Below are 26,693 nucleotides of genomic sequence, written 5' to 3'. Positions count from 1 at the left end.
GCAGCCCCCCTCCGCCGGGCGTCCGCGCCCGCCCCGTCACGAGGCACCCGACCGAGCCCCACCCCCCGGCTGAGCCCCGCACCCGGTCGGGCCCCTCACCCCGGCCGGACGACCGGCAGCCCCGCGGCGACCGCCGCCGCCCGGGTCCCCGAGGCGCGCACCCGGCCCTCGGAGATCGCCGAGTCCCAGTCGAGCCGGCCCGTCGCCAACTCCAGCCAGGTGCGGGGGTCCGTCTCGACGACGTTCGGGGGGCTGCCGCGGGTGTGCCGGGGCCCCTCCACGCACTGCGCCGCGGCGAACGGCGGCACCCGGACCTCGACCGACCGTCCCGGCAGCTCCGCCGCGAGGATCTCCACGGTGCCGCGGACCGCCGCCGCCAACGCGGACCGACCAGGTCTGGCGGCCGCCTCGTCGTCGTCGTCGAGCCACGGTGTCACCGCCTCGACGGCCGCGCGCACCGCCGCGGCGTCGGGGACGCGGCTCACGTCGGATCCCCCGCCGCCACGAGGACCGGGTCCGCGGCGACCGGCAGTCCCCGCGCGCCGGTGCGCACGCCCCGACGGCGGTCGCGACGGTCCTGGGCGGTGCGCCGACTCCACGTCCGCGCGGCCAGGCTCGTGAGCAACAACATGATGAGGACGTTGACCGCCAGGACGGGGTACCCGCCGAGGAAGGTGTCCTGCTCGGCATCGGTGGACACGCGCCCGTACTCGGTGGAGACGGTGCTCACCACGGTCAGTGTCAGCAACCACACGCGCGGCCGGGCGTACCCCAGGTAGGTGAGCAGTGCCAGAACCCCCATCGCGCCGTAGGTCGCGCCGATGAACAGCGCGAGCGCCACGACCGCGGGCACCACCTCGGACTGCTCGAGCCCCGCGAACTCCTCCAGGTCCGTCCCGCCCAGCAGGTCGCGCAACGCCAGCACGGTCAACACGAGGACGCTGACGGCGACGAGTGCGCACCCCGCGGTGAGCGCCGCCGGCCGCGGCAGGTGGCCGGGGTCGGGCGCGACGTCGTCGGCCGGGCGGTCCGGATCCCCCGAGGCGACGCCGCCCTCGGCGACCGGGTCGTCGAACCCGCGGGCCGCGCGCACCACGCCCGGCGGCAGGTCGGCCACCGACGCCTCGGGCACCGGCACGCTGCGCAGGTCCAGCACGGGCAGGTCCCCGTCGGTGCGGATGGCGTCACCGCCACCGTTGCGGGAGTGGTAGCCGGTCGAGAAGTTCTCCAGCACCCGGACCCCCACACCGGGGACGTGGTACCGGATGGAGTCGACGATGTAGTCGCGCTCGACGTCGATGTCCGCGTCGATCTTGTGGGTCACCTGGAGGGTGAACAGCGACAGGCCCACCGCGCGGTCGTAGGTGCCGGCGCCGAGCCACTGCACGCGGTGCCCGCCGGGCAGCAGCCACCCGTCCGGGCACCGCCAGAAGCGCACGTGGTGGCGCTGCGCGGCGTTGCCCTCGACCTCCTGCTGATACGCCAGGCACTGCCGGCGACCGAAGAGCCGCAACGGACTGACCGGCGCCGACGGGTAGGACCGACGCAGGACCGAGGACATGATGATCCCCCACGAGGAGCGGACCGTGATGTCGTCGGCCAGCACCCAGCCGCAGGCGGTCATCGCCTCGTGGATCTGGCGGGCCGTGCCGTCGACGGCGAGGTTGACCGGATCCCCCAGCAGACCGTCGGAGGTGCGGGTGCGGGCGATGAAGTACCCGGGCACGTACACCGACGTGACGAGCGTCTGCAGGCGCGGCAGCACCAGGTAGGCGACCAGCGCCCAGAACGGGATCAGCAGGAACAGATGCCACCAGGTGTGGTGCCAGACGTCGCTCAGCAACCGCCAGCCCAGCCAGCCCGCCGACAGGGTGGCGACCGAGAAGAACACGGTGTCCACCGCGAGGCCCGGCAGGGGTGGCCGCACCGTGTCGTCGCGGACCTTGGTCGGCGGGCTGACGTAGACGGGCGGTTCGGTCGGGCGGCCGGGCTCGACGGGGACTCCCGTCACGGCCGGAGCCGCCGGGTCGGCGCCGCCGCCCGCGACGGGCGTCGTGCGCTCGCTGGTGGACATGGATCGACGATAGCCGCCGGTCCGTCCCGTGCGGAGCCCGATCACTGCGAGAATATGCGCGTGCCCACGCCCGACCCCACCCCCGCGAGCAGTCTGACCGCCCACGAGGACCACCTGCGCGCCCTGGGGTTGCCGCTCGTGATCGCCCCGGCCACGCGGCGCCGCGAGGTGCTCCCCCGCTCCGCCGGCGTCGGTGCCGGGCTCGCGGTGGCCGCCACCGGGATCGCCGCCGTGGACCGGTCGAACGACTACATGATCGCGCTGCTCGAGCGGGCCGGGCCGGGGGCGGAGCCGGATCTGCTCGACGCCCCGGAGCCGATCTTCGAACTGCTCCTACTCGCGGTCGCGCTCTGGGTCGCCGCCCCACTCGTGGGATGGCTGGTGTCGACGGCGGCCCGTCGCGCGCGCCCGGTGGCCGGCTCGGCGATCGGTCTCGGGGCACTGATCGCCCTCGTCGTCGTCCCCCACGTCGTGTTCGACCCCCACGACGGCCCCTCGTACCGCACCACCGTCCTGCTCGCGGTGGGCGTCCTGGTGGGCACCTACACGGGGCTGGGCTCGCTGGTGCGCTGGTCGGCGCGGCGCGTGCGGCGGGAACTGGCAACCATGGGGCCGATGGTGGCGAGGGTGCTGCCGATCCTCATGCTGGCGGTGCTGTTCCTGTTCTTCAGCGTGGAGATCTGGCAGGTCATGGTGGAACTGTCCTGGCCGCGGACGTTCGCCGTGTTGGGCGTCATGGTGGTGCTCACCGTGCTGCTGGTGGGCATCTCCACCCGCGACGACATCATCCAGGACCTGGGCGGGCGCGCGCCGGACCACCCGCTGCGTCCGGGCGAGCGGGTGAACCTGGTGCTGGTGCCCGTGCTGGCGACCCTGATCCAGGCGGCGTTGTTCGCCACGCTCGTGTTCCTGTTCTTCGTGACCCTCGGGTGGATCGCCGTCCCCGAGATCACCGAGACCCGGTGGACGCTGCGTCCTCCCGACGAGCCGGGCGGGCTGCTGTTCGGACTCCCGGTCAGCGTCACCCTCGTGCGCGTGTCGCTGATGCTGGCGACGTTCTCCGCGCTCAACCTGGCCGCCGCGGCGGCCTCCGACGCAGCGCACAAGGAACGGTTCGTACGTCCGATGCTCGACGAGGTGGTCCGTGGCCTCGCCGCGCGGGAGGCCTACCTGGGGGCACGACGACGAGGGCTGCCGTAGGCCCGGGGCCCTGACGGGCCGTCAGGGGGTGCGGTAGTCCCGGGCGCGCAGCAGGACGGTCACGACCGCCGCGCCGATCACGACCGCCGCGGCCAGCGCGAGCGCGGTGGCGCCCATGGCCACGTGCAGCAGTGCGCCGGCGACACCACCGAGGACGAGCGCGGACCACAGGGCCACCTGCTGGCGGTACGGGGCCCACGATCCCCCGGCCAGCGCGTCGACCAGGCGGTGGGCCGACTTCACCACCGCGCCCGTCATGTACGTCACGCCGAGCGAGACCTCGCCACCGGAGTGGAAGACGGAGTTCATGGCCCCCATCGATGCCGCCGCTGCCGCGACCGACACCGGCGCCCCGAGCACCGTGGCCGTGGTGACCCAGTGCAGGACGAGCGAGAGCAGGAGTAGGAACGCCACGAGGGACAGGACCGCCGGTCGGTCGTCGAGGTTGCGGCGTCGGGTCACCACCGCGCCCCCGACCGCCCCCAGGAAGAACGAGACCAGCACGACGGCGGCGATGGCGGCACCTGCGAGGTCACCGCCAGAGAGGTCGACGACCATGCGGGTGGAGTTCCCGCTCATGAAGGACACGAAGTAGCCGCCCACCACGAGGAAGCCGACGGCGTCGACGAACCCCGCGGTGGCGGCGAGCACCACCGCGAGGACCCGCTCACGCCCGCGCAGGTCGCGCATCCGCCCGCCTGTCCCCGGTCCGGCCGTCCTCCCCGACGACTCAGACGGGGTCGACGCCGAACAGAGCCGGCAGCGTCCCCTCGTGGGCGGCGCGCAACTCGTCGGTGGTGAGGGTGAACTGGCCCTGCACCTCGAACGTGCCCGAGTCGGGGTCGGTCACGCCGACCCGCGCGTGCGGGATGTGCTGCGCGGTGAGCATCTGCTGGAAGCGGATCTCCTCGCCCCGCGGCACGGAGACGATCACGCGTCCGGAGGACTCGGAGAACAGCCACACGAACGGGTCGGCGCCCTCGGGCAGCACGACGCGGATGCCGCACTCGCCCGCCAGCGCCGACTCCACGAGAGCCTGCGCGAGGCCGCCCTCGGACAGGTCGTGGGCGCCGGTGATGAGGCCGTCCTTGGAGCTGGTCGCCATGATGCGGGCCAGGGTGGCCTCCCACGCCAGGTCCACCGTCGGGGGCAGGCCGCCGAGGTGGTCGTGGGCGACCTGGGCCCAGATGGACCCGTCGAGCTCGTCCCGGGTCTCGCCGAGGAGGTAGATGCTCTCGCCGGGGGTGTCACCGAACGCGGTGGGCGTGCGGCGGGCGACGTCGTCGATCACCCCGAGCACGCCCACGACGGGCGTCGGCAGAATCGGCGTGGAGCCGGTCTGGTTGTAGAACGAGACGTTGCCGCCGGTGACGGGGATGCCGAGCTCGGCGCACCCGTCGGCCAGGCCGTGGACGGCCTCGCGGAACTGCCACATCACGCCCGGGTCCTCGGGGGAGCCGAAGTTCAGGCAGTTGGTCACCGCGACCGGGGTGGCGCCGGTGACGGCGACGTTGCGGAAGGCCTCCGCCAGGGCCAGTCGGGCGCCGGTGTACGGGTCGAGCTTGGTGTAGCGACCGGAGGCGTCGGTCGACAGCGCGATGCCGCGACCGGTCTCCTCGTCGATGCGCAGGACACCGCCGTCGGCGGCTTCCGCGAGGATCGTGTTGCCGCGGACGTACCGGTCGTACTGCTCGGTGATGAACTTGCGCGAGCACAGCGCCGGGCTGGAGATCATGTCCAGAAGGGTCTGACGCAGCTCGTCACCGGTGGCCGGGCGGGCCAGGTTCGCGGTGGTGTCGGCCTGCAGAGCGTCCTGGTCGGCGGGGCGCTCGACGGGGCGCTCGTAGACCGGTCCCTCGTCGGCCAGTGACTCCGGCGGGGCGTCCACGACGGTCTCGCCGCGGAACTCGATGGTGAGCCGGTCGCCGTCGGTGACCTCGCCGATGTCGGCGGCCAGCACGTCCCAGCGGCGGCACACCTCCATGAAGGCCTCGACGTTCTCCGGCGTCACCACGGCGCACATGCGCTCCTGCGACTCACTCGAGAGGATCTCCGCGGCGGTCATGCCCTCCGCACGCAGCGGGACGTTGTCGAGCACGATGTGCATGCCGCCGTCGCCGGCCGCCGCCAGCTCGGAGGTGGCGCACGCCAGGCCGGCTCCGCCGAGGTCCTGGATGCCCACGACCAGTTCCTCGCGGTACAGGTCGAGGCAGCACTCGATGAGGACCTTCTCCATGAACGGGTCGCCCACCTGGACGGCCGGGAGCTTGCGGGGTTTGACCGGCGCGCCGTGCTCATCCACGTCGAAGGTCTCGGAGGCGAGCACCGACACGCCACCGATCCCGTCGAGGCCGGTGCGGGCACCGAACAGGATGATCCGGTTGCCAGTGCCGGAGGCGAACGCCAGGTGCAGGTCCTCGACGCGCATGACGCCCGCGCCGAGGGCGTTGACCAGAGGGTTGGCGGCGTAGGACTCGTCGAACACGGTCTCGCCACCGATGTTGGGCAGGCCCAGGCAGTTGCCGTAGCCGCCGACGCCCGCCACGACGCCGGGGAGCACGCGGTGCGTGTCGTCGGCGTCGGCGGGGCCGAAGCGAAGCTGGTCCATCACGGCCACCGGCCGCGCACCCATCGCCATGATGTCGCGGATGATCCCGCCGACACCGGTCGCGGCGCCCTGGTAGGGCTCGATGTACGAGGGGTGGTTGTGCGACTCCACCTTGAACGTCACGGCCCAGCCGCCGCCGATGTCCACGACGCCGGCGTTCTCACCGATGCCGGCGAGCATGGACGAGCGCATCTCGTCGGTGGTGGTCTCCCCGAAGTACTTCAGGTGCACCTTGGACGACTTGTAGGAGCAGTGCTCCGACCACATGACGGAGTACATGGCCAGCTCGGCGTCCGTGGGGCGACGCCCCAGGATCTCCCGGATGCGGGCGTACTCGTCCTCCTTGAGTCCGAGTTCCGCCCACGGCTGGGCCAGCTCGGGGGTGTCGGAGGCGTGCGAGATGGAGTCCACGTGAGAGGTCACGGGGCCGAGTCTAGTCGGCCCCCTCCGGGTGGCGAATCGACGCCTTCGGCCCCACCTCGTGCGGGGCCGCCCGGGGCCCGCCCTACGTCGACAGGACCTCGAACGTCAGGCCGCCGCGCTGGACCCGGTCCAGCAGGGCGTCACCCATGGCCTGGGCCGTGGTGAGCTGACCCGAGAGCGCGGGCAGGTCGTCGAACGCCAGACTCAGACCCGACTCGGCGAGCATCATCGACGTCTCGGTGTACCCGGGGTCGCCCCCCGAGACCCGGGTGACGATCCGACGGCCGCCGGCGAGCGCGACGAACGTGACGTCGAACGAGGACCGGGCCCGGCGGGACTCGCTCGGCCCGGCCCCGCGGTCGATCCGCTTGAGGATCTGCGACCGGATGGGGCCGACCTGCGAGCCGAGCGCGAGCGCGCCGACACCGACCATGCCGGCCGTGGCGGTGACGGGCGAGCCGACCGAGGCGTAGTGCGAGTAGGTGAAGTCCGGCCCGTAGCTCTCAAGGGCTGCGGCCGACCGCAGGACGATCTGCGGGTCGATGGTCGGCAGCGGCACGAGCCACCGGCCCAGCACGCTGTCCCGGTGCGGCTTGCCCTGGACCGACTTGATCCGCCGACCGGAGACCCTGCCCTCCTTCTGTCGCCGGAGCTTGGCGGTCTTCGCCGCGTCCCGCAGGCGCGCGAACTGGCCGATGGCCGAGTGGAAGGTTCCGCCGGAGAACTGGGCGTCCGCGTGGACGGCCCCGTACACCACCGCGGGCACGCCCTCGGGCACCTGCTTCATGGTGTAGAACACGCCCAGGTCGTGGGGGATCGAGTCGAAACCGCAGGCGTGGACGATCCGTGCGCCGGAAGCCACGGCCACGTCGTGATACTCGAGGTACATGCGGTCGACGAACTCGGGCTCCCCGGTCAGGTCCACGTAGTCGGTTCCGGCCTCGGCGCAGGCGGCCACCAGGGGCTCGCCGTACTCGAGGTACGGGCCGACGGTGGTGATGATGACGCGAGCGGACCGTGCCATCTCCGCCAGCGATCGCGCGTCGTCGGTGTCCGCGACGACGACCCCGGGCGCGGGGACGTCGGGCATCTCGGTGGCCAGTCGGGCGACGATCGCGTCCAGCTTGGTCCGGTTCCGGCCCGCGACCGCCCAGGAACCACCCTCGGGCATGTGCCGCAACAGGTACTCGGCCACCAGTCCCCCGGTGAACCCGGTGGCACCGTAGAGCACGATGTCGAACGGCCGGTCGGCCTTGTCGGGCGCGGAGACGGGCTGGCTGTTGGTATCGCTCATCCCACGGTTCTACCGCATCCGTGGCGGTCGACGACGGCGCGACGACATCGGAACCGTTGCGACCGCGGATCGCGGAGCATGACCTGGCAGCGGCGAACTGGACCGCCCGTCAACACCGTGGCCGATCCGAGGACAGCGGGCCCGCCGGTTCTCGCGCGCGGCGCCGCGGCCGGGTCTGCGCTGAGGCGGCCTGCCTCGCCACCACCGCACATCAACGCGCTGCCCATGAAGTTGTCGTTCGCACCCTCACGTTCAGGGGGCACCTGATGTTCGCCTGGCTTATATCACAGCTTGGTTGCTCTTAACGCGCCTCGCGCCACGCGGTGAGATACTTTTCACCGACCCGGTTTCGCCGGGCGAGCGACGGCCCCTCGGCCGCCGCGGCCGCACTCCAGACGGGGAGCAGCACGAACCACTCAACCAAGGAGTCCCACATGGACCTCACCGGCTCGATCTTCGACGCCACCAGTCCCCTGAGCACGCAGGTCACGGGCAGCGTCCTCGGCCTCACGGGCTCGTCCTTCATCGATACCGTCGCCTTTGCCCTGACAGCCGCGCCCGGGTATCTGCTCGGCGTCCTCGCCGGAATCGGCGCCGACCTGGGCAGCACCACCGGCGCCTGACCGAATCCGCCACCCACCAACCAAGGAGACACCCCATGGACCTCACCGGTTCCATCTATGACGCCACAGCGCCTCTCAGTACGACGCTGGGAGGAAGCCTCGCCGGAGGCCCCACCGGGTCGTCGGCGATCGACACGATCCTCGGCACCCTCGTCTCGCTCCCCTCACTCTTCGGGAGCCTGGCCGCCATGGCGGGCGCCGACATCGGCAGCACCTGGGGGCCATAGCGCCGTCGGCCGGAACGGCCGCCCCACCGACTCCCCTGAGCGGCAGCGACGCGCCGCCCGATCGCCGGGCGGCGCGCCTCTTCGTCATCACCAACAACACCAAGTGACGTGCGACACATCTCCTGTGAAAGTAAGTGAATTCCTAAGTACCTGTGCAAAATGAGCCGGTGCGCGACCACCCGGGTCGCGACACTGCGGCTCAGCCTCGTGAGGCCGGGCCCTGACCCCAAGGAGACCCCGTGGACCTCACCGGTTCCATCGCTGAAATCACCGGCCCCCTGAGTGCCGACCTCACGGGAAGCGCCGACCCCGTCGGCTCGTCCGTCATCGACACCCTGTCGGCCGCACTGGTAATCGGCCCGACCCTGCTTCTGAACTTCATCGGCGATCTCGGCTTCGATCTCGGCAGCACCGGAAGCCTCTTCGGCGACGGTGGCGTGAACCTCCCGCTCTGACGTTCACGGAAACAAGAAGGGCCCGCCGGGATCACTCCCGGCGGGCCCTTTCTATGGCCGCTCTGCGGGGCCTCGAGGTGTGTCGATTAGACCTTCACGACCGCGTCCAGCGCGGATAGGAACAGGCCCAGCCCGTCGTCGGACGGCCCGGTCAGCGGGTCGATCGCGTGCTCGGGGTGCGGCATGAGACCCACCACGCGACCGTCGGCGGAGCTGATGCCGGCGATGTTGTTGGTGGAGCCGTTGGGGGCGTCACCGGCGTAGCGGAAGACCACGCGCCCCTCGGCCTCGAGCTGCTCGATGGTCTCGGGCGTGGCCATGTAGCGGCCCTCGCCGGACTTGAGCGGGATGAGGATCTCGGCATTCTGCTCGAACCGGGAGGTCCAGGCCGTGCCGTTGTTCTCCACCCGCAGCCACTCGTCGCGGCAGATGAAGTGCATGTCTCGGTTGCGTCCCATGGCGCCGGGCAGGAGCCCGGCCTCGCACAGGATCTGGAAACCGTTGCAGATCCCCAGCACGGGCATGCCGCCCTTAGCGGCCGAGATGACCTCACCCATGACGGGGGCCATCGAGGCGATGGCACCGCACCGCAGGTAGTCGCCGTAGGAGAAGCCGCCGGGGACCACCACGGCGTCGACGCCCTTGAGGTCGGCGTCGTCGTGCCACAGGGAGACGGCCTCGGCCCCGGCCCGGGTGACGGCACGGGACGCGTCGATGTCGTCGAGCGTGCCGGGGAAGGTGATGACGCCGATCCGTGCGGTCACGAGGCCGCCTCCGCGGTGTCCACGCGGACGACCTTCCAGTCCTCGATCACGGTGTTTGCCAGGAGGGACGACGCGATCTCCTCGAGCTCGGCCTCCGTCACGCCGTCGGCGACCTCGAGTTCGAACCGCTTGCCCTGCCGGACGTCGGTGACTCCGCCGTGGCCCAGACGGCCGAGGGCTCGGTGGATGGCCTGACCCTGCGGATCGAGGATCTCGGCCTTGGGCATGACTTCGACGACGACTCGGGCCACGGTGGGAACTCCTCGATCGGACGGCTACGCGGGACGATCCCGGACCGGCCGGGACTCACTGGTCGATCCTACCCGCCGCTGGTCGCCGGACCGAAAGCTCACGCGGCACCCACGAGGGCGACCGGAGACCACTCGTAGCGGGCGGGCCGCGCACCGTACTCTCCGACGACCGCATCGACCGCGTCGAGCAGCGCCGACCGGGGTGCCCGGCGCGAGAGTTGCCCGGCCGCGACGTTGAGCCGGACCGTCCCGCCGGCCTCGGCGGTGCGCCCGGCCGCGGCGACGAGGGCCCGGCACCACCAGGCGTCGGCGACGAACCCCTCGCCGATCGAGAGCGCCCGACCCCGCTCGATGGTGCCGCGCGGGAGGTCGTGGATCCCTGTCAGCGCGGCACAGACGTGGAAGCCCGCCCCGGGGAGTGCCCTGAGGCATCCCGGGGAGGCGTTCCAGCGCGGCGGGGCGAACACGCGGGTCCGCAGGCCCATCTCCGCCATGAGCCGGTCGGCGGCGGTGAGACGCACGGCGGCCTCGGCGGGTCCGATCGAGGCGAACTCGGGCCTGCGGGGCCTGGTCGCCGCGTCGTCGTAACCGCCCAGCACGATGGCGTCGCCCCGCCGCCGGCGATGCCGCAGCCACTCCTGGGTGCCGTCGTCGTCGGCGAGTCGGTACTCGCGCCCCCGCCGCGGGGCGACGAGCAGCGAGACCGGCACGGATCGACGTTCGAGGTCGCCGACCAGGTCGACGGCGTGGTCGAGGGTGGTGTCGCGGAGTCCCGAGACCGAGACGATGAGGTGCGGGGTCATGGGGGGATCGTGTCAGGGAGTGATGACGCGGTGACGACGGCGAGGTGTACTCCAGATTGCCGAGCCCGACACAGTGCCGGCGCGACACAGTGCCGAGACCGATATCCCCGCCGGCGCGGTCAGATCGGAAGAGTCTCCTCGAGCGCGTCCACCAGTTCGGGGGCTCCGGGCTCGACCTTGGGACGGAACCGTCCGACGACCTCTCCCTCGGGCGAGAGCAGGAACTTCTCGAAGTTCCACTGCACGTCCCCCGCCTCACCGTCGGAGTCGGCCACCTTGGTGAGCTCGACGTAGAGCGGGTGTCGGTCGGGCCCGTTGACGTCGACCTTGGCCGCGAGCGGGAAGGTGATCCCGTACTTGCCGGAGGTGAACTCCTTGATGGTGTCCTCGTCACCCGGCTCCTGGCCCATGAACTGGTTGCAGGGGAACCCGATCACGAAGAGGCCGCGGTCGCGGTAGTCGTCCGCCAGCTCCTGCAGCCCCTCGTACTGCGGGGTGAGCCCGCACTCGCTGGCGACGTTGACCACGAGGACCGCGTGGCCCGCGTAGTCGCCCATGCTGGCCTGCTCGCCGTCGATGGTGGTGAACGAGATGTCGTGGATGCTTCCGCTACTCATGTGATCCAGCCTACCCACAACGGACCATTGACAAATCGTTGGGTTTTCCCAACACTTAGATGCATGAGTCCAGTCCGACGGGGAGAAAAGCTCCCCATCCACAACCGGATCGCCGTGCTGCGGGCCGAGCGCCGCCTGAGCCGTGCGGCGCTCGCCGAGCAGATCGAGGTCAACCCCCAGACCGTCGGGGCGCTCGAGAGAGGCGACCACTACCCGAGCCTGGATCTGGCCTTCCGGATCTGCGCGGTCTTCGACCTGCCGGTCGAGGCCGTGTTCTCCCGCGAGGAGTTCCAACCGATGTCCGCCGAGATCTACCGCCCCACCCGAGAGGACCGATCATGACCTCCAACCGCGTCGACACCCTCACCCGATCCGAGCAGCGATTCGAGAAGATGCAGACCCGGACGGAGGGCAGACTCCCGTCGTGGCGCACCCCGGCACGTCGCCGACTGCTCGTCCGCCTGAACTGGGCGAGCCTGGCGATCATGGCCGCGATCGCGGTGGCGGGTTACTTCTGGTTCCCGATCATCCTGGCCTGGCTCCCCATGACCGTGGTGATCTGCGTGGTCTGGACGATGCTGCGCATCACCATCGACTCCAAGGACACCGCCCCCGCCCGATACCTGGACGAGTTCGAGCTGGCGACGCTCCTTCAGGCCCGCTCTCAGTCGCTCTCGCTGGTCACTGGCGGACTGTTCGTGATCTCGATGGTGCTGATCTTCGGTTCGAGCTTCGAGATCGGCGACGGACACCGGCTCGCCTATGTGATGGGAGGCCTCGGCATCCTCACGTTCCTGGCCGGGGCGGTCATTCCCGCAGCCGCGATGACCCGCACCATGCCCCCCGAGAGCGCGGACGACTTCGGGCCCGCCGCCGCCGACCACACCGCCTGATCCCCAGGAGATCCGCTACTCCGATTCCGGATCCGCTATCCCGATGGGACTAGCAGATCCCGAATTGGAGTAGCGGATCCTCGGGGTGGGGTGGGCGCCGGGCGGGTCTAGCCTGCGCCCGCCGTGCGGAGGGTCCACGCGTACTCGAACGCGGTCTGACGCCACCGCTCGTAGCGCCCGGACACTCCCCCGTGACCCGCGCTCATCTCACAGCGCAGCAGCACCGGCCGATCCGCCGAGTTGGCCGACGGGGACACCGCCCGCAGCCTGGCCACCCACTTGGCGGGCTCCACGTACAGCACCCGGGTGTCGTTGAGCGAGGTCACCGCGAGGATGGCCGGATAGTCCTTGGCCTCGATGTTCTCGTACGGGGCGTACGAGGCCATGTAGTCGTAGACCTCCTCGGAGTGCAGCGGATCGCCCCACTCGTCCCACTCGATCACCGTCAGCGGCAGCTCCGGCATGAGGATCGAGGTGAGCGGGTCGACGAACGGCACCACGGCCTGGATGCCCGCGAACAACTCGGGGGCCAGATTCGCGACCGCCCCCATCAGCAGACCGCCCGCGCTTCCGCCCTCGGCGACCAACCGGTCCGGGGCGGTGAGCCCGGAGTCGACCAGGTGTCGCGCACAGTCGACGAAGTCGGTGAAGGTGTTGCGCTTCGTGTGCGTCTTGCCGTTCTCGTACCAGAGCCGGCCCATCTCACCGCCGCCCCGCACGTGCGCCACGGCGAAGGCCATCCCCCGGTCGAGCAGCGAGAGCCTCGCCACCGAGAACGCGGGATCGATGCTGGTCTCGTACGAGCCGTAGCCGTACAGCAGCGTCGGCACCTGCTCGCCGGCATCGACGCGGGCGGCGGTGCCGGTGGACATCACCAGCGAGATCGGCACCCGGGTGCCGTCCGCTGCCGTCGCCCAGTCGCGTCGCTGGACGTAGCCGCTCGGGTCGTACCCGCCGAGCACCTCCTGCTCACGCAGCAGCGTCCGCTCCCCCGAGGCGAGGTCGAGCGAGTAGACCCGGCCCGGCGTGACGAACGAACCGAAGCCGAACCGCAGGACCGGCGAGTCCCACTCCGGGTTGGACCCCGGACCGGAGGTGTACAGCTCCTCGTCGAACTCGACGGGCTCGAACCGCCCGTACGCCTCGACTCCCGCCGTGGACCCCTGCTCGAGCGGCATCAGCGCGAACCGCGGCAGCGCCGCTTCGCGGTACCCCAGCACCAGCACGCGCGCGAAGGCGTCCACGCCCTCCACCCGGACGTCGTCACGGTGGGCCACCAGCGTGCGCAGATCCCGCAGCTCGCCCTCGATCGGACCGACAGGCGCCTCGACCACCTCGTAGTTCGGGGCGCCGTCGTTGTGGGTGATGATGAACCGGTCCTCGCCACCGACGACCGCGTGCTCGACGTCGTACTCGACGCCCTCCTGCCGCGGCCGGACGCACCAGAACTCGCCAGCGGGATCGTTCGAGTCCAGGCACCACACCTCGGTGGTGATCTTGGACCCCGCCGCTATCTGCAGGAACTTCTCGCTGCGTGTCTCGCCGACCCCGATCCAGTAGGACTCGTCGGGCTCGTGGAAGACCTTGTCGTCGTCGTCCCTCGTCGTGCCCAGCCGGTGACGCCACACCGTGTCCGGTCGCCAGGCGTCATCGACGGTGACGTAGAAGACGTACCGGCCATCGCGGGACCAGGTCACGCCGGCGGCGATCCCGGAGATCTCCTCGTCCGGGGCCGTGTAGTCCGGGTCGAGCGAGCGGAAGCGCAGCGTGTACCGCTCGTCGCCCTCCGTATCCGTGGCCCACGCCAGTGCGCGGCCGTCGTGGCTGACCGAGAACGCGCCCAGCGCGAAGTAGTCGTGACCCTCCGCCTCGGCGTTTCCGTCGAGGAGCAACTGCTCACCCGGCAACTCCACGTCCGGGGAGACCTCGGGCGGAACCCAGCCCGCAGGGTCCGACGGGTCGTCGACGAACTGCTGCGGGACCGGGACCCGACAGTGCCTGGCGTACGAGCGGCCCTCCTCGGTGCGCGAGAAGTACCACCAGCCGCTGGCGCGCACCGGAACCGACATGTCGGTCTCCTTGACGCGGGAGCGGATCTCCTCGTAGACCTCGTCCTCCAGGGGCTTGAGGTCGGCGGTCATCGCATCGGTGTAGGCGTTCTCCGCCTCGAGGTAGGCGCGGGTCGCCGGAGCGTCCTTGTCGCGCAACCACTCGTAGTCGTCGACGAAGACGCGGCCGTGGTGCTCGCGACGGTGGGGCCGGCGCTCGGCCTGCGGCGGCGTGGGCGTCTGCCCCGTGGTGGTGGCTGTGGTGGCGGTCGCGGCGGCGGCGGTGTCGGTGGCTGCGGTGTCGGTGTCGGTGTCGGTCGTCTCGGTGGAGCTCACGCTGCGTCGCCCCCGATCCAGTCGGCGAACGAGCGGCCCGAGATGCGCTCGTAGGCCTCGATGTAGCGCGCCCGGGTCGCGTCCACGACCTCCTGCGGCAGAGCCGGTGGCGGGGTGTCGGCATCGGAGTTCCAGCCCGCCTCCGGGCCCGTCAACCAGTTCCGCACGTACTGCTTGTCGAAGCTCGGTTGCACACGGCCCGGCGAATACTCGTCAGCGGGCCAGTAGCGCGATGAGTCCGGGGTGAGCACCTCGTCGGCCAGGATCAGCTCCCCGTCGACCAGGCCGAACTCGAACTTGGTGTCGGCCAGCAGCACTCCGCGCTCGGCCGCCATCTCCGCGGCCCGCGCGTAGACGTCCAGCGTCGCCGTACGCAGCTGCTCGGCCAGCTCGGCCCCGACGATCCCGGTGAGCTGATCGAACGAGATGTTCTCGTCGTGATCCCCCACCGCCGCCTTGGTGGCCGGGGTGAAGATCGGCTCGGGCAGTCGGCTGGCCTCGACCAGGCCCCCGGGCAGCTCGATGCCACACACGGTCCCCGACTCCCGGTACTCGGTCATCCCCGACCCGGTCAGGTAACCGCGGGCCACACACTCGGCCGGGACCATGTCGAGTCGACGGACCACCATCGCGCGGCCGAGCACCTCGAGCGGGATGCGCTCGTCGTCCAGCGTCCCGGCCAGGTGGTTGGGCACGTCGAGGGCGTCGAAGAAGTAGGCGCTCATCGCGGTGAGCACGCGGCCCTTGTCCGGGATGGGCGTGCCGAGAACGTGGTCGTAGGCGGAGATTCGGTCGGTGGCCACCAGGAGGAGCGTCTCACCGTCGATCTCGTACAGCTCGCGGACCTTTCCGGAGACGAGATGGCGGTAGGAGGAGAGATCGGGTCGCATGACGGCCAGCGTAGCCGGAGGCCCACGTCCCGAGTCGGGGCCGTCGGCCCCCACCCGTGGTTGGTCGGACTCAGCCCAGTCGGGCCTCGAGCCACTCCCCCAACGCCGCGTACGCGTCCTCGGCGCACAGGTCGTTGAACAGCTCGTGGAGGCCGCCCTCGAACTCCCGGTAGGTGATCTCCGGGCGCGGGTCGTGGTCCGAACCGGCGATCTGCGCGAAGCGCCGCGCGCCCGACGGGTAGGTGATGGTGTCGGCCGAGCCGTTGAGGATCAGCGTCGGCAACCGCAGTGCCGGCGACCGCTCGATGAACTTGAGGCCGCCGGCGAGCATCGTCCCCGCCGTCACCGCGGGCACGCCCTTGTGGTGGACCAGCGGATCCGAGGTGTAGTCCTCGACGTACTCGGGCACTCGGGAGATGTCGTGCGGGTCGAGCTTCTCCACCGGCAGGAACGGCAGGAGACGAGCGATCACGGGCGCCGCCACGCGCAGCGGTGCCGGTGTCCCCTCGCCCACGACGAGCCCGGGCGAGGAGAGGATGAGGCCCTTGAGGTCCCACGGCCGCCGGAGCGCGGACTCCCCCGCGATCAACCCGCCCATCGAATGCCCCATCAGCAACCGGGGCAGGGACTCGGCCCCGCCGCCCTCGGCGGACCGGCTCCACTCCACCACCGCGTCACGCACCGCGAGGTTGTCGCGGATGTGCGTCTCCATCGACACCTTGGCGCGGGGCCCGGGAGCTGTGCCGTGGCCACGCAGATCGTAGGAGGCCACGCTGATCCCCCGGTCCGTGAGAAACCGGATGGTCCGCCCGTACCGGCCGGAGTGCTCGGCGAAGCCGTGCACGAGCAGCAGCAACGCCCGGGGCTGGTCAGCGTGGTGCAGGGTCACCTGCAGGCCGGAGGTGCCGGGGACGGGAACGGGGGTCTGGCGCATGAGCACGAGAGTAGCGCCGGTAGCCCCACCGGCGACGTCGATTGACCGGCCGCCTCAGATCCCGAGCTGGTCCAGGATGAGGCTGCCGGCACCGAGCGGCATCAGAGAGAACGCGATCGGAACGTAGAACTGCTGCATGAACGCCCCCGGGTCGATCCCGACGGCCGAACTGGCCGTGGCGAGCCCGGCCTGGATCATTCCGAACACGTCGTACAGTGCGCCCCCGATGGAGCCGTCGGGCCTGGTGACCATGAGGTGGTCCTTCCTTGTCACTCGGCGACGGGAGGGCCCCGCCGCCGTCGGTGTACAGGACTTATCGGGCGGGGGGCCCGGCGGGTTACGGACCGGGTGTCAGAGGATCGAACCCGGTGCGTAGCCGGCCGCCTCCGGGTGGCGGGCCACGAGCGCCTCGACGCGGGCGGCGACCGCGTCGACCTGGTCGCCGGCAGCGCCGACGAACGCGGCACGATCCGCGAGCGCCTCCTCGAGCGCGGCGCGATCCAACGGCAGTCGGTCGTCGGCGGCGAGCCGGTCGATGAGGTCGGGTTCGCGGCCCTCCTCGCGCATGGCCAGCGCCACCGCCACCGCGTTCTCCTTGATCGCCTCGTGCGCGACCTCGCGGCCGACCCCGGCGCGCACCGCGGCCATGAGGACCTTGGTGGTGGCGAGGAACGGCAGGTAGCGCTGGAGCTCCTTGTCGATCACGGCCGGGTAGGCGCCGAACTCGTCGAGCACGGTGAGGAACGTCTCGAACATTCCGTCCAGGGCGAAGAACGCATCCGGCAGCGCGACACGACGCACCACGGAGCAGAAGACGTCGCCCTCGTTCCACTGCGCGCCCGCGAGTTCGGCGGCCATGGAGCCGTAACCGCGGAGAACGACCTGCAGACCGTTCACGCGCTCGCAGGAGCGGGTGTTCATCTTGTGCGGCATCGCGGACGAGCCGACCTGGCCGGGCTGGAAGCCCTCGGTGACCAGCTCGTGCCCGGCCATGAGCCGGATGGTCTGGGCCAACGAGGACGGGCCGGCGCCGAGCTGCACGAGCGCCGAGACGACCTCGTGGTCCAGCGACCGCGGGTAGACCTGGCCCACCGAGTCGAAGGTGCGGGCGAAACCGAGATGCTCGGCGATCCGCCCCTCGAGCTCGGTCATCTTGGCGGCGTCACCACCGAGGAGGTCGAGCATGTCCTGCGCCGTGCCCATCGGGCCCTTGATGCCGCGCAGGGGGTACCGCTCGAGCAACGACTCCACGCGCTCCAACGCCACCAGCAGTTCGTCGGCCGCGGAGGCGAAACGCTTGCCCAGCGTGGTGGCCTGCGCGGCGACGTTGTGGCTGCGCCCGGCCATCACGGTGTCGCGGTGGGCGACGGCGTGCTCGGCCAGACGCCGGACCGCGGCGACGCCCCGGTCGCGGACGAGCTCGAGTGACCGCACCACCTGGAGCTGCTCGACGTTCTCGGTGAGGTCTCGGCTCGTCATGCCCTTGTGGATGTGCTCGTGGCCGGCGAGGTCGTTGAACTCCTCGATCCGGGCCTTGACGTCGTGCCGGGTGACGCGCTCGCGCTCGGCGATCGAGCCGAGGTCGACGCGGTCGATCACCGCCTCGTAGGCCTCGATCACCCCGTCGGGGACGTCGATGCCCAGGTCGCGTTGTGCGCGCAGCACCGCGATCCACAGCTGCCGCTCGAGCACGATCTTGTGCTCGGCGGACCACAGCGTGGCCAGGTCGGCGCTCGCGTAGCGCGAGGCGAGGACGTTGGAGATGCGGGACTTGCTGCTCTGGGCGGTCACGCCCCCCAGTATCGCAGCCCGGTCAGGAGATCATCGAGCCGCCGGTGGACCCGGCCAGGATCTCCCGGGCGTTGAGGTAGACCTGCTCCACCGTGAGCGGAGCCTGCGCCAGCAGCCACGGCCGGGTGAAGTAGACGAGGGCGGTGATGATCTCGGCGGAACCCATGCGCCGACGGTAGCGTTCCCCGGCCGCCGGCGGGGGCCGTACATCACAGCCGCCCACGGGGCCGGTACCTACGGGGTGAGCACTGCCTCCAGCCGGTCCATGGCCTCGGCGATCTCCTCGGTGCCGCCGGCGAAGCTCAGCCGGACGGTGTGGCCACCGTCGACGGTGTCGAAGTCGACGCCCGGCGTCAACGCGACCCCGGTGCGTTCCAGCACCTCCGCGCACCATGCCACCGAGTCGTCGGTCCAGCGTGAGACGTCGAAGTACGCGTAGAAGGCGCCGTCGGGTGGCGCGATCTCCCCCACGCCCAGCTCGCCCAGTCGGCGCAGGACCAGGTCGCGGTTGCGGGCGTACCGATCGACGTGGCCGTCCAGCTCCGCGGCGGCGGCCTCGGTGAACGCGGCGACGGCGGCGAACTGGGCGTCGGCGGGCGGACAGATGGTGAGGTTGCCGATCAGGCGGTCCACGGGATCACGCAGGTACTCCGGCAACAGCATCCAGCCGATCCGCCAGCCGGTCATGGAGAAGTATTTGGACACCGAGCCCATCACCACGGCCTCGCGGCTGGTCTGCCACGCGCTCGCACACCGGCGGCCGTAGGTGACGCCGTGGTAGATCTCATCGCTGATGAGCAGCGTGCCGTGGGCCTCGCACCAGCGCGCGAGGGCCTCGAGTTCGCCTGCGTCGATGATCGTGCCGGTGGGGTTCGCCGGGCTCGCCACGATGAGGCCGGCGGGCGCGTGCCCCAGTTCCGCCGTCACCGCCTCGAGCTGCGCGACCGTGGGTTGGTACCGGGTCTCGTGGCCGCAGGCGATCTCGTGGACCCGGCAGCCCAGGGCCTGGAGGGTGTTGCGGTAGGCGGGGTAGCCGGGGCGTGCCATCACGACGGTGTCGCCGGGGTCGAACGCGGCGAGGAACAGCACGGTGAAGCCGCCGGAGGACCCGGTGGTGACGACGACGTCGTCGGCCGTCACGTCCACCCCGTCCCGCCGCCGGTGGTACCCCGCGATCGCCTCGCGGAGCGGCCGGATACCCAGCGCCTCGGTGTATCCGAGGATCTCGGTGTCCAGGGCGTGGCGGGCGGCGGCGAGCACCGGGCCGGGGGCCGGGGTCGAGGGCTGCCCCGCGCACAGCGAGATGACGTCGCCGTGGGTCTCCTGCCGGCGGGCGGCGGCGGCGAGGACGCTCATGACGTGGAAGGGCTCGACGGCCGAGCGGCGGGAGGGTTCGCGTGCGACGGGCATGCCCCCGACGCTAGCGGGCCGGTCAGACGATCAGCCGGTCAGCCCGAACACCCACACCAACAGCGTCATGGTGACCGCGGTGATGGCGATCAGCCCGATCAGGTTGAGCCAGATCCCGCCGCGGATCATCTGCCCGATGGTCACGTATCCCGAGCCGTAGGCGATCGCGTTGGGCGGGGTCGCCACCGGGAGCATGAAGGCGCAGGTGGCGGCGAGCGCGACCGGGACGGCCAGGAACATCGGGTCCAGGTCCAGACCGAGGGCGACGCCACCGGCCACCGGCAGGAACGTGGCGGCGGTGGCGGTGTTGCTCGTCAGCTCGGTGAGGAACAGGACCCCGGCGGCCGCGACGAGCACCAGCGCGACGGTCGGCAGCGCGTCGAGCGCCGACGCCTGCTCGCCGATCCACCCGGTGAGCCCGGAACCGGAGAACTGCGCGGACAGTGCCAGTCCGCCGCCGAAGAGCAGCAGCACGCCCCACGGCAGGCCCAGCGCGGCGTCCCAGGTGAGCAGCCGCACCCCGCGCTCGGTGCCGGCCGGCAGCAGGAACAACAGCAGTCCGGCAGTGAGCGCGATCCCGGCGTCCGAGATCGGCGGGTCCTCCCACACCAGCGGCACGGCCACCCAGGCCACGGCCGCCGCGACGAACACCGCCAGGACGCGCCGTTCGCCCGACGAGGTCGGGCCGAGCCTGCGCAGTTCGTCGTCGAACAGTGCCCGACCGCCGGGGATCCGCTCGATCTCGGGACGGAACAGCACCTTGGTGAGGAGGAACCACGTGATCACGAGCATGACCACCGCCAGCGGGAGTCCGACCAGCATCCAGCGTCCGAAGCCCAGGACGATGTCGTGCTCGCCCTCCAGGTAGCCGGCGAGAAGGGTGTTGGGCGGGGTGCCGATGATGGTCGCCAGCGACCCGACCGACGCCGCGTAGGCGATGCCCAGCATCAGCGCGGTGCCGAAGTTCGACCGGATCACGGCCTGCTTCACCTGTTCGGAACGCGGATCGGACGAGGAGTCCATCCGGGGGATCGCGTCCTCGTCGTCGTTCCCACCGGCGCCGCCGTTCCCACCGGCACGGTCCTTCCCACCGGCACCGCCCTTCCCACCGAGCTCGGAGGCGAGCATCAGCACCGACACCCCGATCGGGAGCATCATCACCGCCGTGGCCGTGTTGGACACCCACATGCTCAGGAAGGCGGTGGCGATCATGAACCCGGCGACCACCCGGGTCGACCGGGTACCCATCGCGCGCACGGTGAGCAGGGCGATCCGCCGGTGCAGGTTCCAGCGCTGCATGGCGATCGCGATGAGGAAGCCGCCCATGAACAGGAAGATGATGTTGTTGCCGTACTCGGCGCCCACGTCGTTGACCGAGACGTCCTCACCCAGGACGGGGAAGACGATGAGCGGCACCAACGCGGTGGCCGGGATGGGGATGCACTCGGTCATCCACCAGATGCCCAGGAGCACGGCGACCGCCGCGGTGAGGCGCGCGTTGTGTTCGAGATCGCCCGGCATGACCAGGTACACGAGCACGGCCGCCGCCAGCCCGGCGACGGTGCCGATCACGCTGCGGACGAACTCGCCCCGCGGCACCGCGGGGTCGAGCTCGCCGGGTGACTTCTGGTCGATCTCCATCCCGCGGTCGGGGTCCGGCTCCAGCCCCCTCAGGTGTGGTGCCATCACGATCCTGCGGTCGACTGTGCCGCCCGCGTCCGTGCCCCCGCCGGTCATGGCCCGCTCCCTCCGCCGGTCACCCCGACGCCTCCCAGCGGGGTGCTCTGGCGATCACGGTAACCCCGGGACGGCGGCCTCACATCCGATCAGGAGCCGGACGATCCGATCGGGGCGGATCCGAGTGCGCCCGATCCGAGTGACAAGGTTCCGTCCGGGGCGACCTCGAGGCCGAACACCGCCAGTTCCTGCGCCGCGCCGCCATCCGCGGCACTGATCGAGATCACCAGTTCGTGGCGGCCCGGGGCGAGCGGCGCGGCCGGCCGGAGCGTCAGCGGGCGGTCCACCGACGCCCCGGCGCCCACGCTCACCGGGACGGCCGGCAGCTCCCCGGTGCCGGTCACGATCGGCAGTGCGAGCCGTCGCTTGTCCGGGCCGGTGATGGTGGCCCGGACCTCGCCGGAATAGGCGGTGCCGGTGGAGGCGACCCGTACCGAGAGGTCGATCACCTCGTCGTCGTCGTCGGCGGCGGTGCCGTCGTCGCCCGGTCGCAGCGACGCCTCCCCCACCGCGGTGAGGCGGACGGGGAGCGCGACCACCGGATCGGCGGGCCGCGCCTCCGACGGCGTGCCGTCCCCGACGACCGGCCAGCCGCCCACCCAGTCCAGACGGTCGAGCATGAGGTAGCGCCGCTGCACGCCGCTGGGCAGCACCGCGTTGCCGCGGGGCGCGGCGTGGTAGAGCATCCAGTCCCCGCCGGCGTCGTCGGTGGCCACGTCCACGTGCCCCGGGCCCACCCAGTCGTCGTCGCCGCGCAGGATGACGTCACCGGGAAGGGGCTCGCCCGGCGCCTGCACCAACGGGCGCCCGGTCCTGTCCCCGTACGGCCCGAAAAGTCCGTCGGCGCGGCCGCCCAGCACGCGGTACTGCGAGGCCTCCCCGTCGCAGCACAGCCCGGCGCTGGTGAACAGGTGCGTGCGCCCCTCACGGGTGACCACGGCCGGGGCCTCCACGCCGGTGCCGGCGACGAGCACGGGGTCGCCGTCCAGCGCCGTGCCGGTGGCGTTCATCGGCACCGCGTGGATGCCCTCGAAGTTCCCCATGAGCATGACCGGGCCGGCGTCGGTGACCACCACCTCGGGGTCCATGGGGTCCAGGTCCTGATACGGCTCCGGGGCGCCGTGGCAGACGATCGGCGCCGGATCGTGCGTCCACGGGCCGTCGACGCTCGGCGCGGTGGCCCGGCCGATACAGGGCGCGGCGCCCCCGGTCGTGTAGTACATGACGGCGCCCGTCGCGGTGAGGTGGACGTCGGGCGCCCACAGGAACGAACCGGGCGGGGCCCACGCGGGCCGGGCGGCGAACGCGTCGCCCACGTACTCCCACTCCACCAGGTCGAAGGACCGGAAGTGCGGGATGAGGCGGGACCCGGCGCCGTCGCCCCAGTCGTCCGAGGTCGCGTGGACGTGGAACGCCCCGTCGGCGCCCCGCTGCACGGAGGGGTCGGGGGCGACCGAGGAGATCACCGGGTTGGCCGCCGCCGTCGCCGCGGTGGTCGCCGAGGCGAGAGGGACGACGACGACGAGCGCCGCGGACACGAGAGCACGGGCAGCCGCCGCCGGTTTCATGTGCTGAGGGTAGACCCGTCACGGGGTGTGTGAACCGCGTTCACCGCGTTCGGTCGGGGCGGATGCGGTGCCGGTGGTGGCGACGCGCGGCGCGGGCCGCCTCAGGCCTGCCCGGCGCGCTCAGGCCTGTCCGGCGCGCTCCTTGCGCAGCAGGAACCGCTGGATCTTGCCCGACGGGGTCTTGGGCAGCTCGCGGACGAAGTGGATCTTGCGCGGGAAGGCGTGGGCCGCGAACTCCGTCTTGACCCACTTCTGCAGCTCGGCCTCGGCCTCCGGGCCACCCTCCACGCCGTCGCGCAGGACCACGTACGCCTCGAGGACCTCCCCGGCCAGGTCGTCGGGGACGCCGATGACCGCCGACTCGAGCACGTCCGGGTGCTTGGCCAGGACGGACTCCACGTCGAACGGGCCGATGCGGTACCCGGACATGATGATCACGTCGTCGTCGCGGCTCGAGAAGTAGAAGTGGCCGTCCGCGTCGAGCTTGGCGGCGTCGCCGGTGTAGTACCAGCGCCCGTCCGCGCTGAAGCGCTCGGCGGTCTTCTCCGGGGCCTGGTGGTACCCGGTGAACCACATGAGGGGGCTGGCGGGGACATCGATCGCCACGCGGCCCAGCTCGCCCACGGGGGCGGGCTCGTCGGAGTCCGCGGCGAGCACGGTGCACGACCAGCCCGGCAGCGGCACGCCCATGGAGCCCGGGCGCACGTCCTCCCGCAGCGAGTCGTGCCACGGGTTGATGATGAACATCCCGTGCTCGGTCTGCCCGTACTGGTCGCGCACCTCGACGCCGAACTGCTCGGTCGACCACTCGATCACCTCGGGGGTGAGCGGCTCACCGGCGGCGGAGGCCCGTCGGAGTCTGACGTCGGCCGGTGCGATGTCCCGCTTGGCCCGCATGGTGCGGTACACGGTCGGCGCGGCCGCGAAGTTGGTGACGTGGAAGTACTGAAGGACCGCGAACGCCAGCTCCGGGCTGTAGCGGGCGTGCAGCAGCAGGCTCCGACGGCCGACCGCCAGCGGGCCGAGGATGCCGTAGTAGAGGCCGTACGCCCAGCCCGGGTCGGCACCGTTCCAGAACACGTCGTCGGCCCGCACGTCCAGGCCCGTCTCGATGTACTGGTGGAACGCGGCCAGGGCGCGCACCGGCACGACGACGCCCTTCGGGGTGCCGGTGGTGCCGGAGGTGAACAGCATGACCAGGCCGGCGTCCGGGCCGGTGACCGCCGCGGCGAGGCCGGGCTGCTGGGCGGCGGTGATCGTGGCCAGGTCGAGGTCGCCGTCGCGGGCCTCGGGGCAGTCCGCCAGGCCGGCGACGACCACCGGGACCGCGACGCTCTCGAGCTTCCCGCGCTGGTCCGCGTCGGAGACGACCACCTTGGCGTCGCCACCGGTGAGACGCATCTCGATGGCCGGCCACGCGAAGGCGGTGAACAGCGGCATGTGGACGGCACCGAGTCGCCAGATCCCCATGAGGGTGAACACCAGGTCCGCGGACTTGGACATCAGCGTGGCCACCCGGTCGCCCTCGCCCACGCCGAGCTCGGCCAGCGCCGCGGCGACCTTCTCGCTCTCGGTCCGCAGCTCACCGTAGGTGATGTCCCGCCCGGACAGGTCGGCGTCGATGACGGTGAAGGCGACCGCCTCGGGGGCGTGGCGGTCGCACAGGAACTCCGCGGCGCTCGCACCGGGGACGTCGTAGATCGCCAGCAACTGCTCCGGCGACAGGGGCGTGGACGCGGTGGTCTCGGTCATACCGCCAGATTGTGTCGCACGTGACCCACGACGCACCAGCAGCACCCACCAACGGGCACCCCCACTATCGGGGCTGGGCGGCCCGCGTGGTGGCGGTGCACTCTAATGGGAGTCGACCGACCCCGGGGACCGCACGGTCCCCCACCCGCACCCGGAGGACCCCATGGCCGTGGACCGCCTGCTCCCCAGCGACGAGGCGTACGAACTGCTCGAGATGACGCGTTCCGTCGCGGACAAACTCCTCGAGCCGATCGCCGCCGAGCACGAGCGGAACCACACCTACCCCGAGGGCCTGTTCGTCCAGCTCGGCGAGGTCGGGCTGCTGGGCCTGCCCTACCCGGAGGAGTTCGGCGGCGGCGACCAGCCCTACGAGGTGTACCTGCAGGTCCTGGAGGAGCTCGGCGCCCGCTGGGCGGCCGTCGCCGTGGCGACCAGCGTGCACGGCCTGTCCTGCTTCCCGCTCGCCACCGTCGGGACCGACGCGCAGAAGGCCGAGTGGCTGCCGGGAATGCTCGCCGGCGAGCAGATCGGCGCCTACTCGCTGTCCGAGCCGCAGGCCGGGTCGGACGCCGCCGCCCTGCGGTGCCGCGCGGAGCGGGAGGGCGACGGCCCGGGTTCCGTGTTCGTCGTCAACGGCACCAAGTCGTGGATCACCCACGGCGGGATCGCGGACGTCTACAACACCTTCGTCCGCACCGGCGAGGGCTCCCGTGGGATCTCGTGCCTGCTCATCCCGCGCGAGACCCAGGGCCTGCACTTCGGCAAGCCCGAGGACAAGATGGGCCTCAACGGAGTCCCCACCACCACCGCCTCGTACGAGGGCGCCCGGGTCGACGCGGACCGCCTGCTCGGCGCGGAGGGCGACGGCCTGCGCATCGCGTTCTCGGCCCTGGACTCCGGCCGCCTCGGCATCGCCGCGGTGGCCACCGGCATCGCCCAGCGCGCACTCGACGACGCGGTCGCCTACGCCCGCGAGCGGGAGGCGTTCGGCAAGACGATCATCGGCCACCAGGGGCTGGGGTTCCTCCTCGCCGACATGGCCGCCGCGGTGGCGTCGGCCCGCGCCGCCTACCTCGACGCCGCCCGCCGCAAGGACGCCGGCCGCCCCTACTCGCGGGAGGCCTCGATCGCCAAGCTCACCGCCACCGACGCCGCCATGAAGGTGACGACCGACGCGGTGCAGGTCCTGGGCGGTGTGGGCTACACCCGCGAGTTCCCTGTCGAGCGGTACATGCGCGAGGCCAAGATCACCCAGATCTTCGAGGGCACCAACCAGATCCAGCGGCTGGTGATCGCCCGCAGCCTCGCGGGCTGACCGACTGCCGGCGGTGCCCGGAGCGGCGGCTCTCCCGCTGCGTGCGGCGGCCGGGCCCGCCGGAATTGCCTAGGCTGGGCGGCATGTCCTCCCCTTCCGAGTCCCCCGCCACCGCCGGGTCCCGCGCCACCGGGTCGCCGTCCGTGCCCACCGAGCTCGTTGTCCTCCTCGACGACGACGCCAACCCGATCGGTACCGCCGACAAGGCCACGGTCCACACCACGGATACGCCGCTGCACCTGGCGTTCTCGTGCCATGTCGTCGACGACGAGGGGCGCGTGCTCCTCACCCGGCGAGCTCTGGACAAGCGGACCTGGCCCGGCATCTGGACGAACTCGTTCTGCGGCCACCCCGGTCCGGGCGAGGATCCGGTCGAGGCGATAGTCCGGCGGGCCGAGCAGGAGCTCGGAACCCGGGTGGACTCGATCGAACCCGCGGTACCGGACTTCCGCTACCGGGCCGTCGACGACTCGGGGATCGTCGAGAACGAGATCTGCCCGGTGTTCACCGCCCGCATCCGCGCCGAGGTGAACCCGCGGGCCGACGAGGTGTGCGCGCACCACTGGGCCCGTCCGACGGATGTCCGCACCTCGGTCGACGCCACCCCGTTCGCCTTCAGCCCGTGGCTGGTCGCGCAGGTGCCCCGGATGGAGCTCTACTCGCGCTGATCGCGTGGGGCG

At 71.6% G+C, this 26,693-nt stretch carries 27 protein-coding genes; 8 read left to right on the top strand and 19 right to left on the bottom strand.

Features of this window, described 5'->3' with window-relative positions:
- Window positions 1-95: 95 nt before the first annotated feature.
- On the bottom strand, window positions 96-485 hold the full coding sequence (locus tag NR111_RS05040) for a sterol carrier family protein (protein WP_067711998.1): 390 nt from the start codon (window positions 483-485) through the stop codon (window positions 96-98).
- Complete coding sequence (locus tag NR111_RS05035) at window positions 482-2,074, bottom strand: LssY C-terminal domain-containing protein (RefSeq protein WP_082923665.1); 1,593 nt, start codon at window positions 2,072-2,074, stop codon at window positions 482-484. Before NR111_RS05035 ends, NR111_RS05040 begins: the two co-directional genes overlap by 4 nt.
- Window positions 2,075-2,128: 54 nt before the next feature.
- Here NR111_RS05035 and NR111_RS05030 point away from each other — a divergent pair, with 54 nt between their 5' ends.
- Complete coding sequence (locus tag NR111_RS05030) at window positions 2,129-3,274, top strand: hypothetical protein (protein ID WP_253701713.1); 1,146 nt, start codon at window positions 2,129-2,131, stop codon at window positions 3,272-3,274.
- A 21-nt stretch (window positions 3,275-3,295) separates the two neighbouring features.
- Here the strand turns inward: NR111_RS05030 and NR111_RS05025 are convergent, their stop codons facing one another.
- From NR111_RS05025 to NR111_RS05015, 3 genes are all read right to left on the bottom strand, one after another.
- Entirely contained in the window at window positions 3,296-3,964 is a 669-nt protein-coding gene (locus NR111_RS05025; protein WP_067711992.1) for a YoaK family protein, read from the bottom strand.
- A gap of 40 nt (window positions 3,965-4,004) precedes the next feature.
- Complete coding sequence (gene purL / locus NR111_RS05020) at window positions 4,005-6,305, bottom strand: phosphoribosylformylglycinamidine synthase subunit PurL (RefSeq protein WP_067711989.1); 2,301 nt, start codon at window positions 6,303-6,305, stop codon at window positions 4,005-4,007.
- An 82-nt stretch (window positions 6,306-6,387) separates the two neighbouring features.
- Window positions 6,388-7,599 carry a trans-acting enoyl reductase family protein gene (locus tag NR111_RS05015; RefSeq protein WP_067711986.1) on the bottom strand — a complete coding sequence of 404 codons (1,212 nt, stop codon included), beginning with the start codon at window positions 7,597-7,599 and terminating at the stop codon, window positions 6,388-6,390.
- A 434-nt stretch (window positions 7,600-8,033) separates the two neighbouring features.
- Between NR111_RS05015 and NR111_RS05010 the strand changes: the two genes are divergently transcribed.
- From NR111_RS05010 to NR111_RS05000, 3 genes are all read left to right on the top strand, one after another.
- Entirely contained in the window at window positions 8,034-8,222 is a 189-nt protein-coding gene (locus NR111_RS05010; RefSeq protein ID WP_067711984.1) for a hypothetical protein, read from the top strand.
- Between the two features lie 35 nt (window positions 8,223-8,257).
- Window positions 8,258-8,449 carry a hypothetical protein gene (locus NR111_RS05005; protein WP_067711981.1) on the top strand — a complete coding sequence of 64 codons (192 nt, stop codon included), beginning with the start codon at window positions 8,258-8,260 and terminating at the stop codon, window positions 8,447-8,449.
- Between the two features lie 239 nt (window positions 8,450-8,688).
- The gene (locus NR111_RS05000; protein ID WP_067711977.1) at window positions 8,689-8,904 is read left to right on the top strand and encodes a hypothetical protein; all 216 of its coding nucleotides are present in this window, start codon (window positions 8,689-8,691) and stop codon (window positions 8,902-8,904) included.
- Between the two features lie 86 nt (window positions 8,905-8,990).
- On the opposite strand, the gene purQ is transcribed toward NR111_RS05000, so the two are convergent.
- The 4 genes from purQ to NR111_RS04980 form a co-directional block, all read right to left on the bottom strand.
- Window positions 8,991-9,668: a phosphoribosylformylglycinamidine synthase subunit PurQ gene (gene purQ, locus NR111_RS04995; protein ID WP_067711974.1), complete on the bottom strand. Its 678-nt coding sequence runs from the start codon at window positions 9,666-9,668 to the stop codon at window positions 8,991-8,993.
- Window positions 9,665-9,919, bottom strand: a complete 255-nt coding sequence (purS, locus tag NR111_RS04990) for a phosphoribosylformylglycinamidine synthase subunit PurS (RefSeq protein WP_067711971.1) — start codon at window positions 9,917-9,919, stop codon at window positions 9,665-9,667. Before purS ends, purQ begins: the two co-directional genes overlap by 4 nt.
- Before the next feature lie 98 nt (window positions 9,920-10,017).
- Window positions 10,018-10,722 (bottom strand): DUF2334 domain-containing protein, encoded by a 705-nt coding sequence (locus NR111_RS04985; protein WP_067711968.1) that lies wholly within the window; start codon window positions 10,720-10,722, stop codon window positions 10,018-10,020.
- Window positions 10,723-10,841: 119 nt separating this feature from the next.
- Window positions 10,842-11,339 carry a glutathione peroxidase gene (locus tag NR111_RS04980; protein WP_067711967.1) on the bottom strand — a complete coding sequence of 166 codons (498 nt, stop codon included), beginning with the start codon at window positions 11,337-11,339 and terminating at the stop codon, window positions 10,842-10,844.
- Window positions 11,340-11,402: 63 nt separating this feature from the next.
- On the opposite strand from NR111_RS04980, the gene NR111_RS04975 reads away from it, so the two are divergent.
- Window positions 11,403-11,681 (top strand): helix-turn-helix transcriptional regulator, encoded by a 279-nt coding sequence (locus NR111_RS04975; protein WP_067711965.1) that lies wholly within the window; start codon window positions 11,403-11,405, stop codon window positions 11,679-11,681.
- Window positions 11,678-12,232, top strand: coding sequence for a hypothetical protein (locus NR111_RS04970; RefSeq protein ID WP_067711963.1), 555 nt, complete (start codon window positions 11,678-11,680; stop codon window positions 12,230-12,232). The genes NR111_RS04975 and NR111_RS04970 overlap by 4 nt, the downstream gene beginning before the upstream one ends.
- 107 nt (window positions 12,233-12,339) lie before the next feature.
- On the opposite strand, the gene NR111_RS04965 is transcribed toward NR111_RS04970, so the two are convergent.
- The 10 genes from NR111_RS04965 to NR111_RS04920 form a co-directional block, all read right to left on the bottom strand.
- Window positions 12,340-14,616 (bottom strand): S9 family peptidase, encoded by a 2,277-nt coding sequence (locus tag NR111_RS04965; protein WP_067711960.1) that lies wholly within the window; start codon window positions 14,614-14,616, stop codon window positions 12,340-12,342.
- Complete coding sequence (locus tag NR111_RS04960) at window positions 14,613-15,506, bottom strand: phosphoribosylaminoimidazolesuccinocarboxamide synthase (protein WP_067711957.1); 894 nt, start codon at window positions 15,504-15,506, stop codon at window positions 14,613-14,615. Before NR111_RS04960 ends, NR111_RS04965 begins: the two co-directional genes overlap by 4 nt.
- A 70-nt stretch (window positions 15,507-15,576) precedes the next feature.
- On the bottom strand, window positions 15,577-16,440 hold the full coding sequence (locus tag NR111_RS04955; RefSeq protein ID WP_067712153.1) for an alpha/beta hydrolase: 864 nt from the start codon (window positions 16,438-16,440) through the stop codon (window positions 15,577-15,579).
- 54 nt (window positions 16,441-16,494) lie between these two features.
- On the bottom strand, window positions 16,495-16,713 hold the full coding sequence (locus NR111_RS04950) for a hypothetical protein (protein WP_256820119.1): 219 nt from the start codon (window positions 16,711-16,713) through the stop codon (window positions 16,495-16,497).
- Between the two features lie 78 nt (window positions 16,714-16,791).
- Complete coding sequence (gene purB / locus NR111_RS04945; protein ID WP_256820118.1) at window positions 16,792-18,231, bottom strand: adenylosuccinate lyase; 1,440 nt, start codon at window positions 18,229-18,231, stop codon at window positions 16,792-16,794.
- A 22-nt stretch (window positions 18,232-18,253) separates the two neighbouring features.
- The gene (locus NR111_RS04940; RefSeq protein ID WP_156523484.1) at window positions 18,254-18,397 is read right to left on the bottom strand and encodes a hypothetical protein; all 144 of its coding nucleotides are present in this window, start codon (window positions 18,395-18,397) and stop codon (window positions 18,254-18,256) included.
- Between the two features lie 68 nt (window positions 18,398-18,465).
- Window positions 18,466-19,641, bottom strand: coding sequence for an aminotransferase class I/II-fold pyridoxal phosphate-dependent enzyme (locus NR111_RS04935; protein WP_067711948.1), 1,176 nt, complete (start codon window positions 19,639-19,641; stop codon window positions 18,466-18,468).
- A gap of 30 nt (window positions 19,642-19,671) precedes the next feature.
- Complete coding sequence (locus tag NR111_RS04930) at window positions 19,672-21,378, bottom strand: DASS family sodium-coupled anion symporter (protein WP_253701710.1); 1,707 nt, start codon at window positions 21,376-21,378, stop codon at window positions 19,672-19,674.
- 89 nt (window positions 21,379-21,467) lie between these two features.
- Complete coding sequence (locus tag NR111_RS04925) at window positions 21,468-22,946, bottom strand: family 43 glycosylhydrolase (protein WP_067711945.1); 1,479 nt, start codon at window positions 22,944-22,946, stop codon at window positions 21,468-21,470.
- Window positions 22,947-23,066: 120 nt separating this feature from the next.
- Window positions 23,067-24,698, bottom strand: a complete 1,632-nt coding sequence (locus NR111_RS04920) for an AMP-binding protein (RefSeq protein ID WP_067711942.1) — start codon at window positions 24,696-24,698, stop codon at window positions 23,067-23,069.
- Between the two features lie 163 nt (window positions 24,699-24,861).
- On the opposite strand from NR111_RS04920, the gene NR111_RS04915 reads away from it, so the two are divergent.
- Both NR111_RS04915 and idi read left to right on the top strand, forming a co-directional pair.
- Window positions 24,862-26,013: an acyl-CoA dehydrogenase family protein gene (locus NR111_RS04915; protein ID WP_256820117.1), complete on the top strand. Its 1,152-nt coding sequence runs from the start codon at window positions 24,862-24,864 to the stop codon at window positions 26,011-26,013.
- Between the two features lie 83 nt (window positions 26,014-26,096).
- The gene (gene idi / locus NR111_RS04910; RefSeq protein WP_067711936.1) at window positions 26,097-26,681 is read left to right on the top strand and encodes an isopentenyl-diphosphate Delta-isomerase; all 585 of its coding nucleotides are present in this window, start codon (window positions 26,097-26,099) and stop codon (window positions 26,679-26,681) included.
- The last annotated feature ends 12 nt before the right edge of the window (window positions 26,682-26,693 follow it).

The organism is Dietzia sp. Die43, from assembly GCF_024519835.1.
Taxonomy (GTDB): Bacteria; Actinomycetota; Actinomycetes; order Mycobacteriales; family Mycobacteriaceae; genus Dietzia; species Dietzia kunjamensis.
Note: the sequence above shows the minus strand (reverse complement) of the source record. Positions and strands in the feature narration are given on the sequence as shown.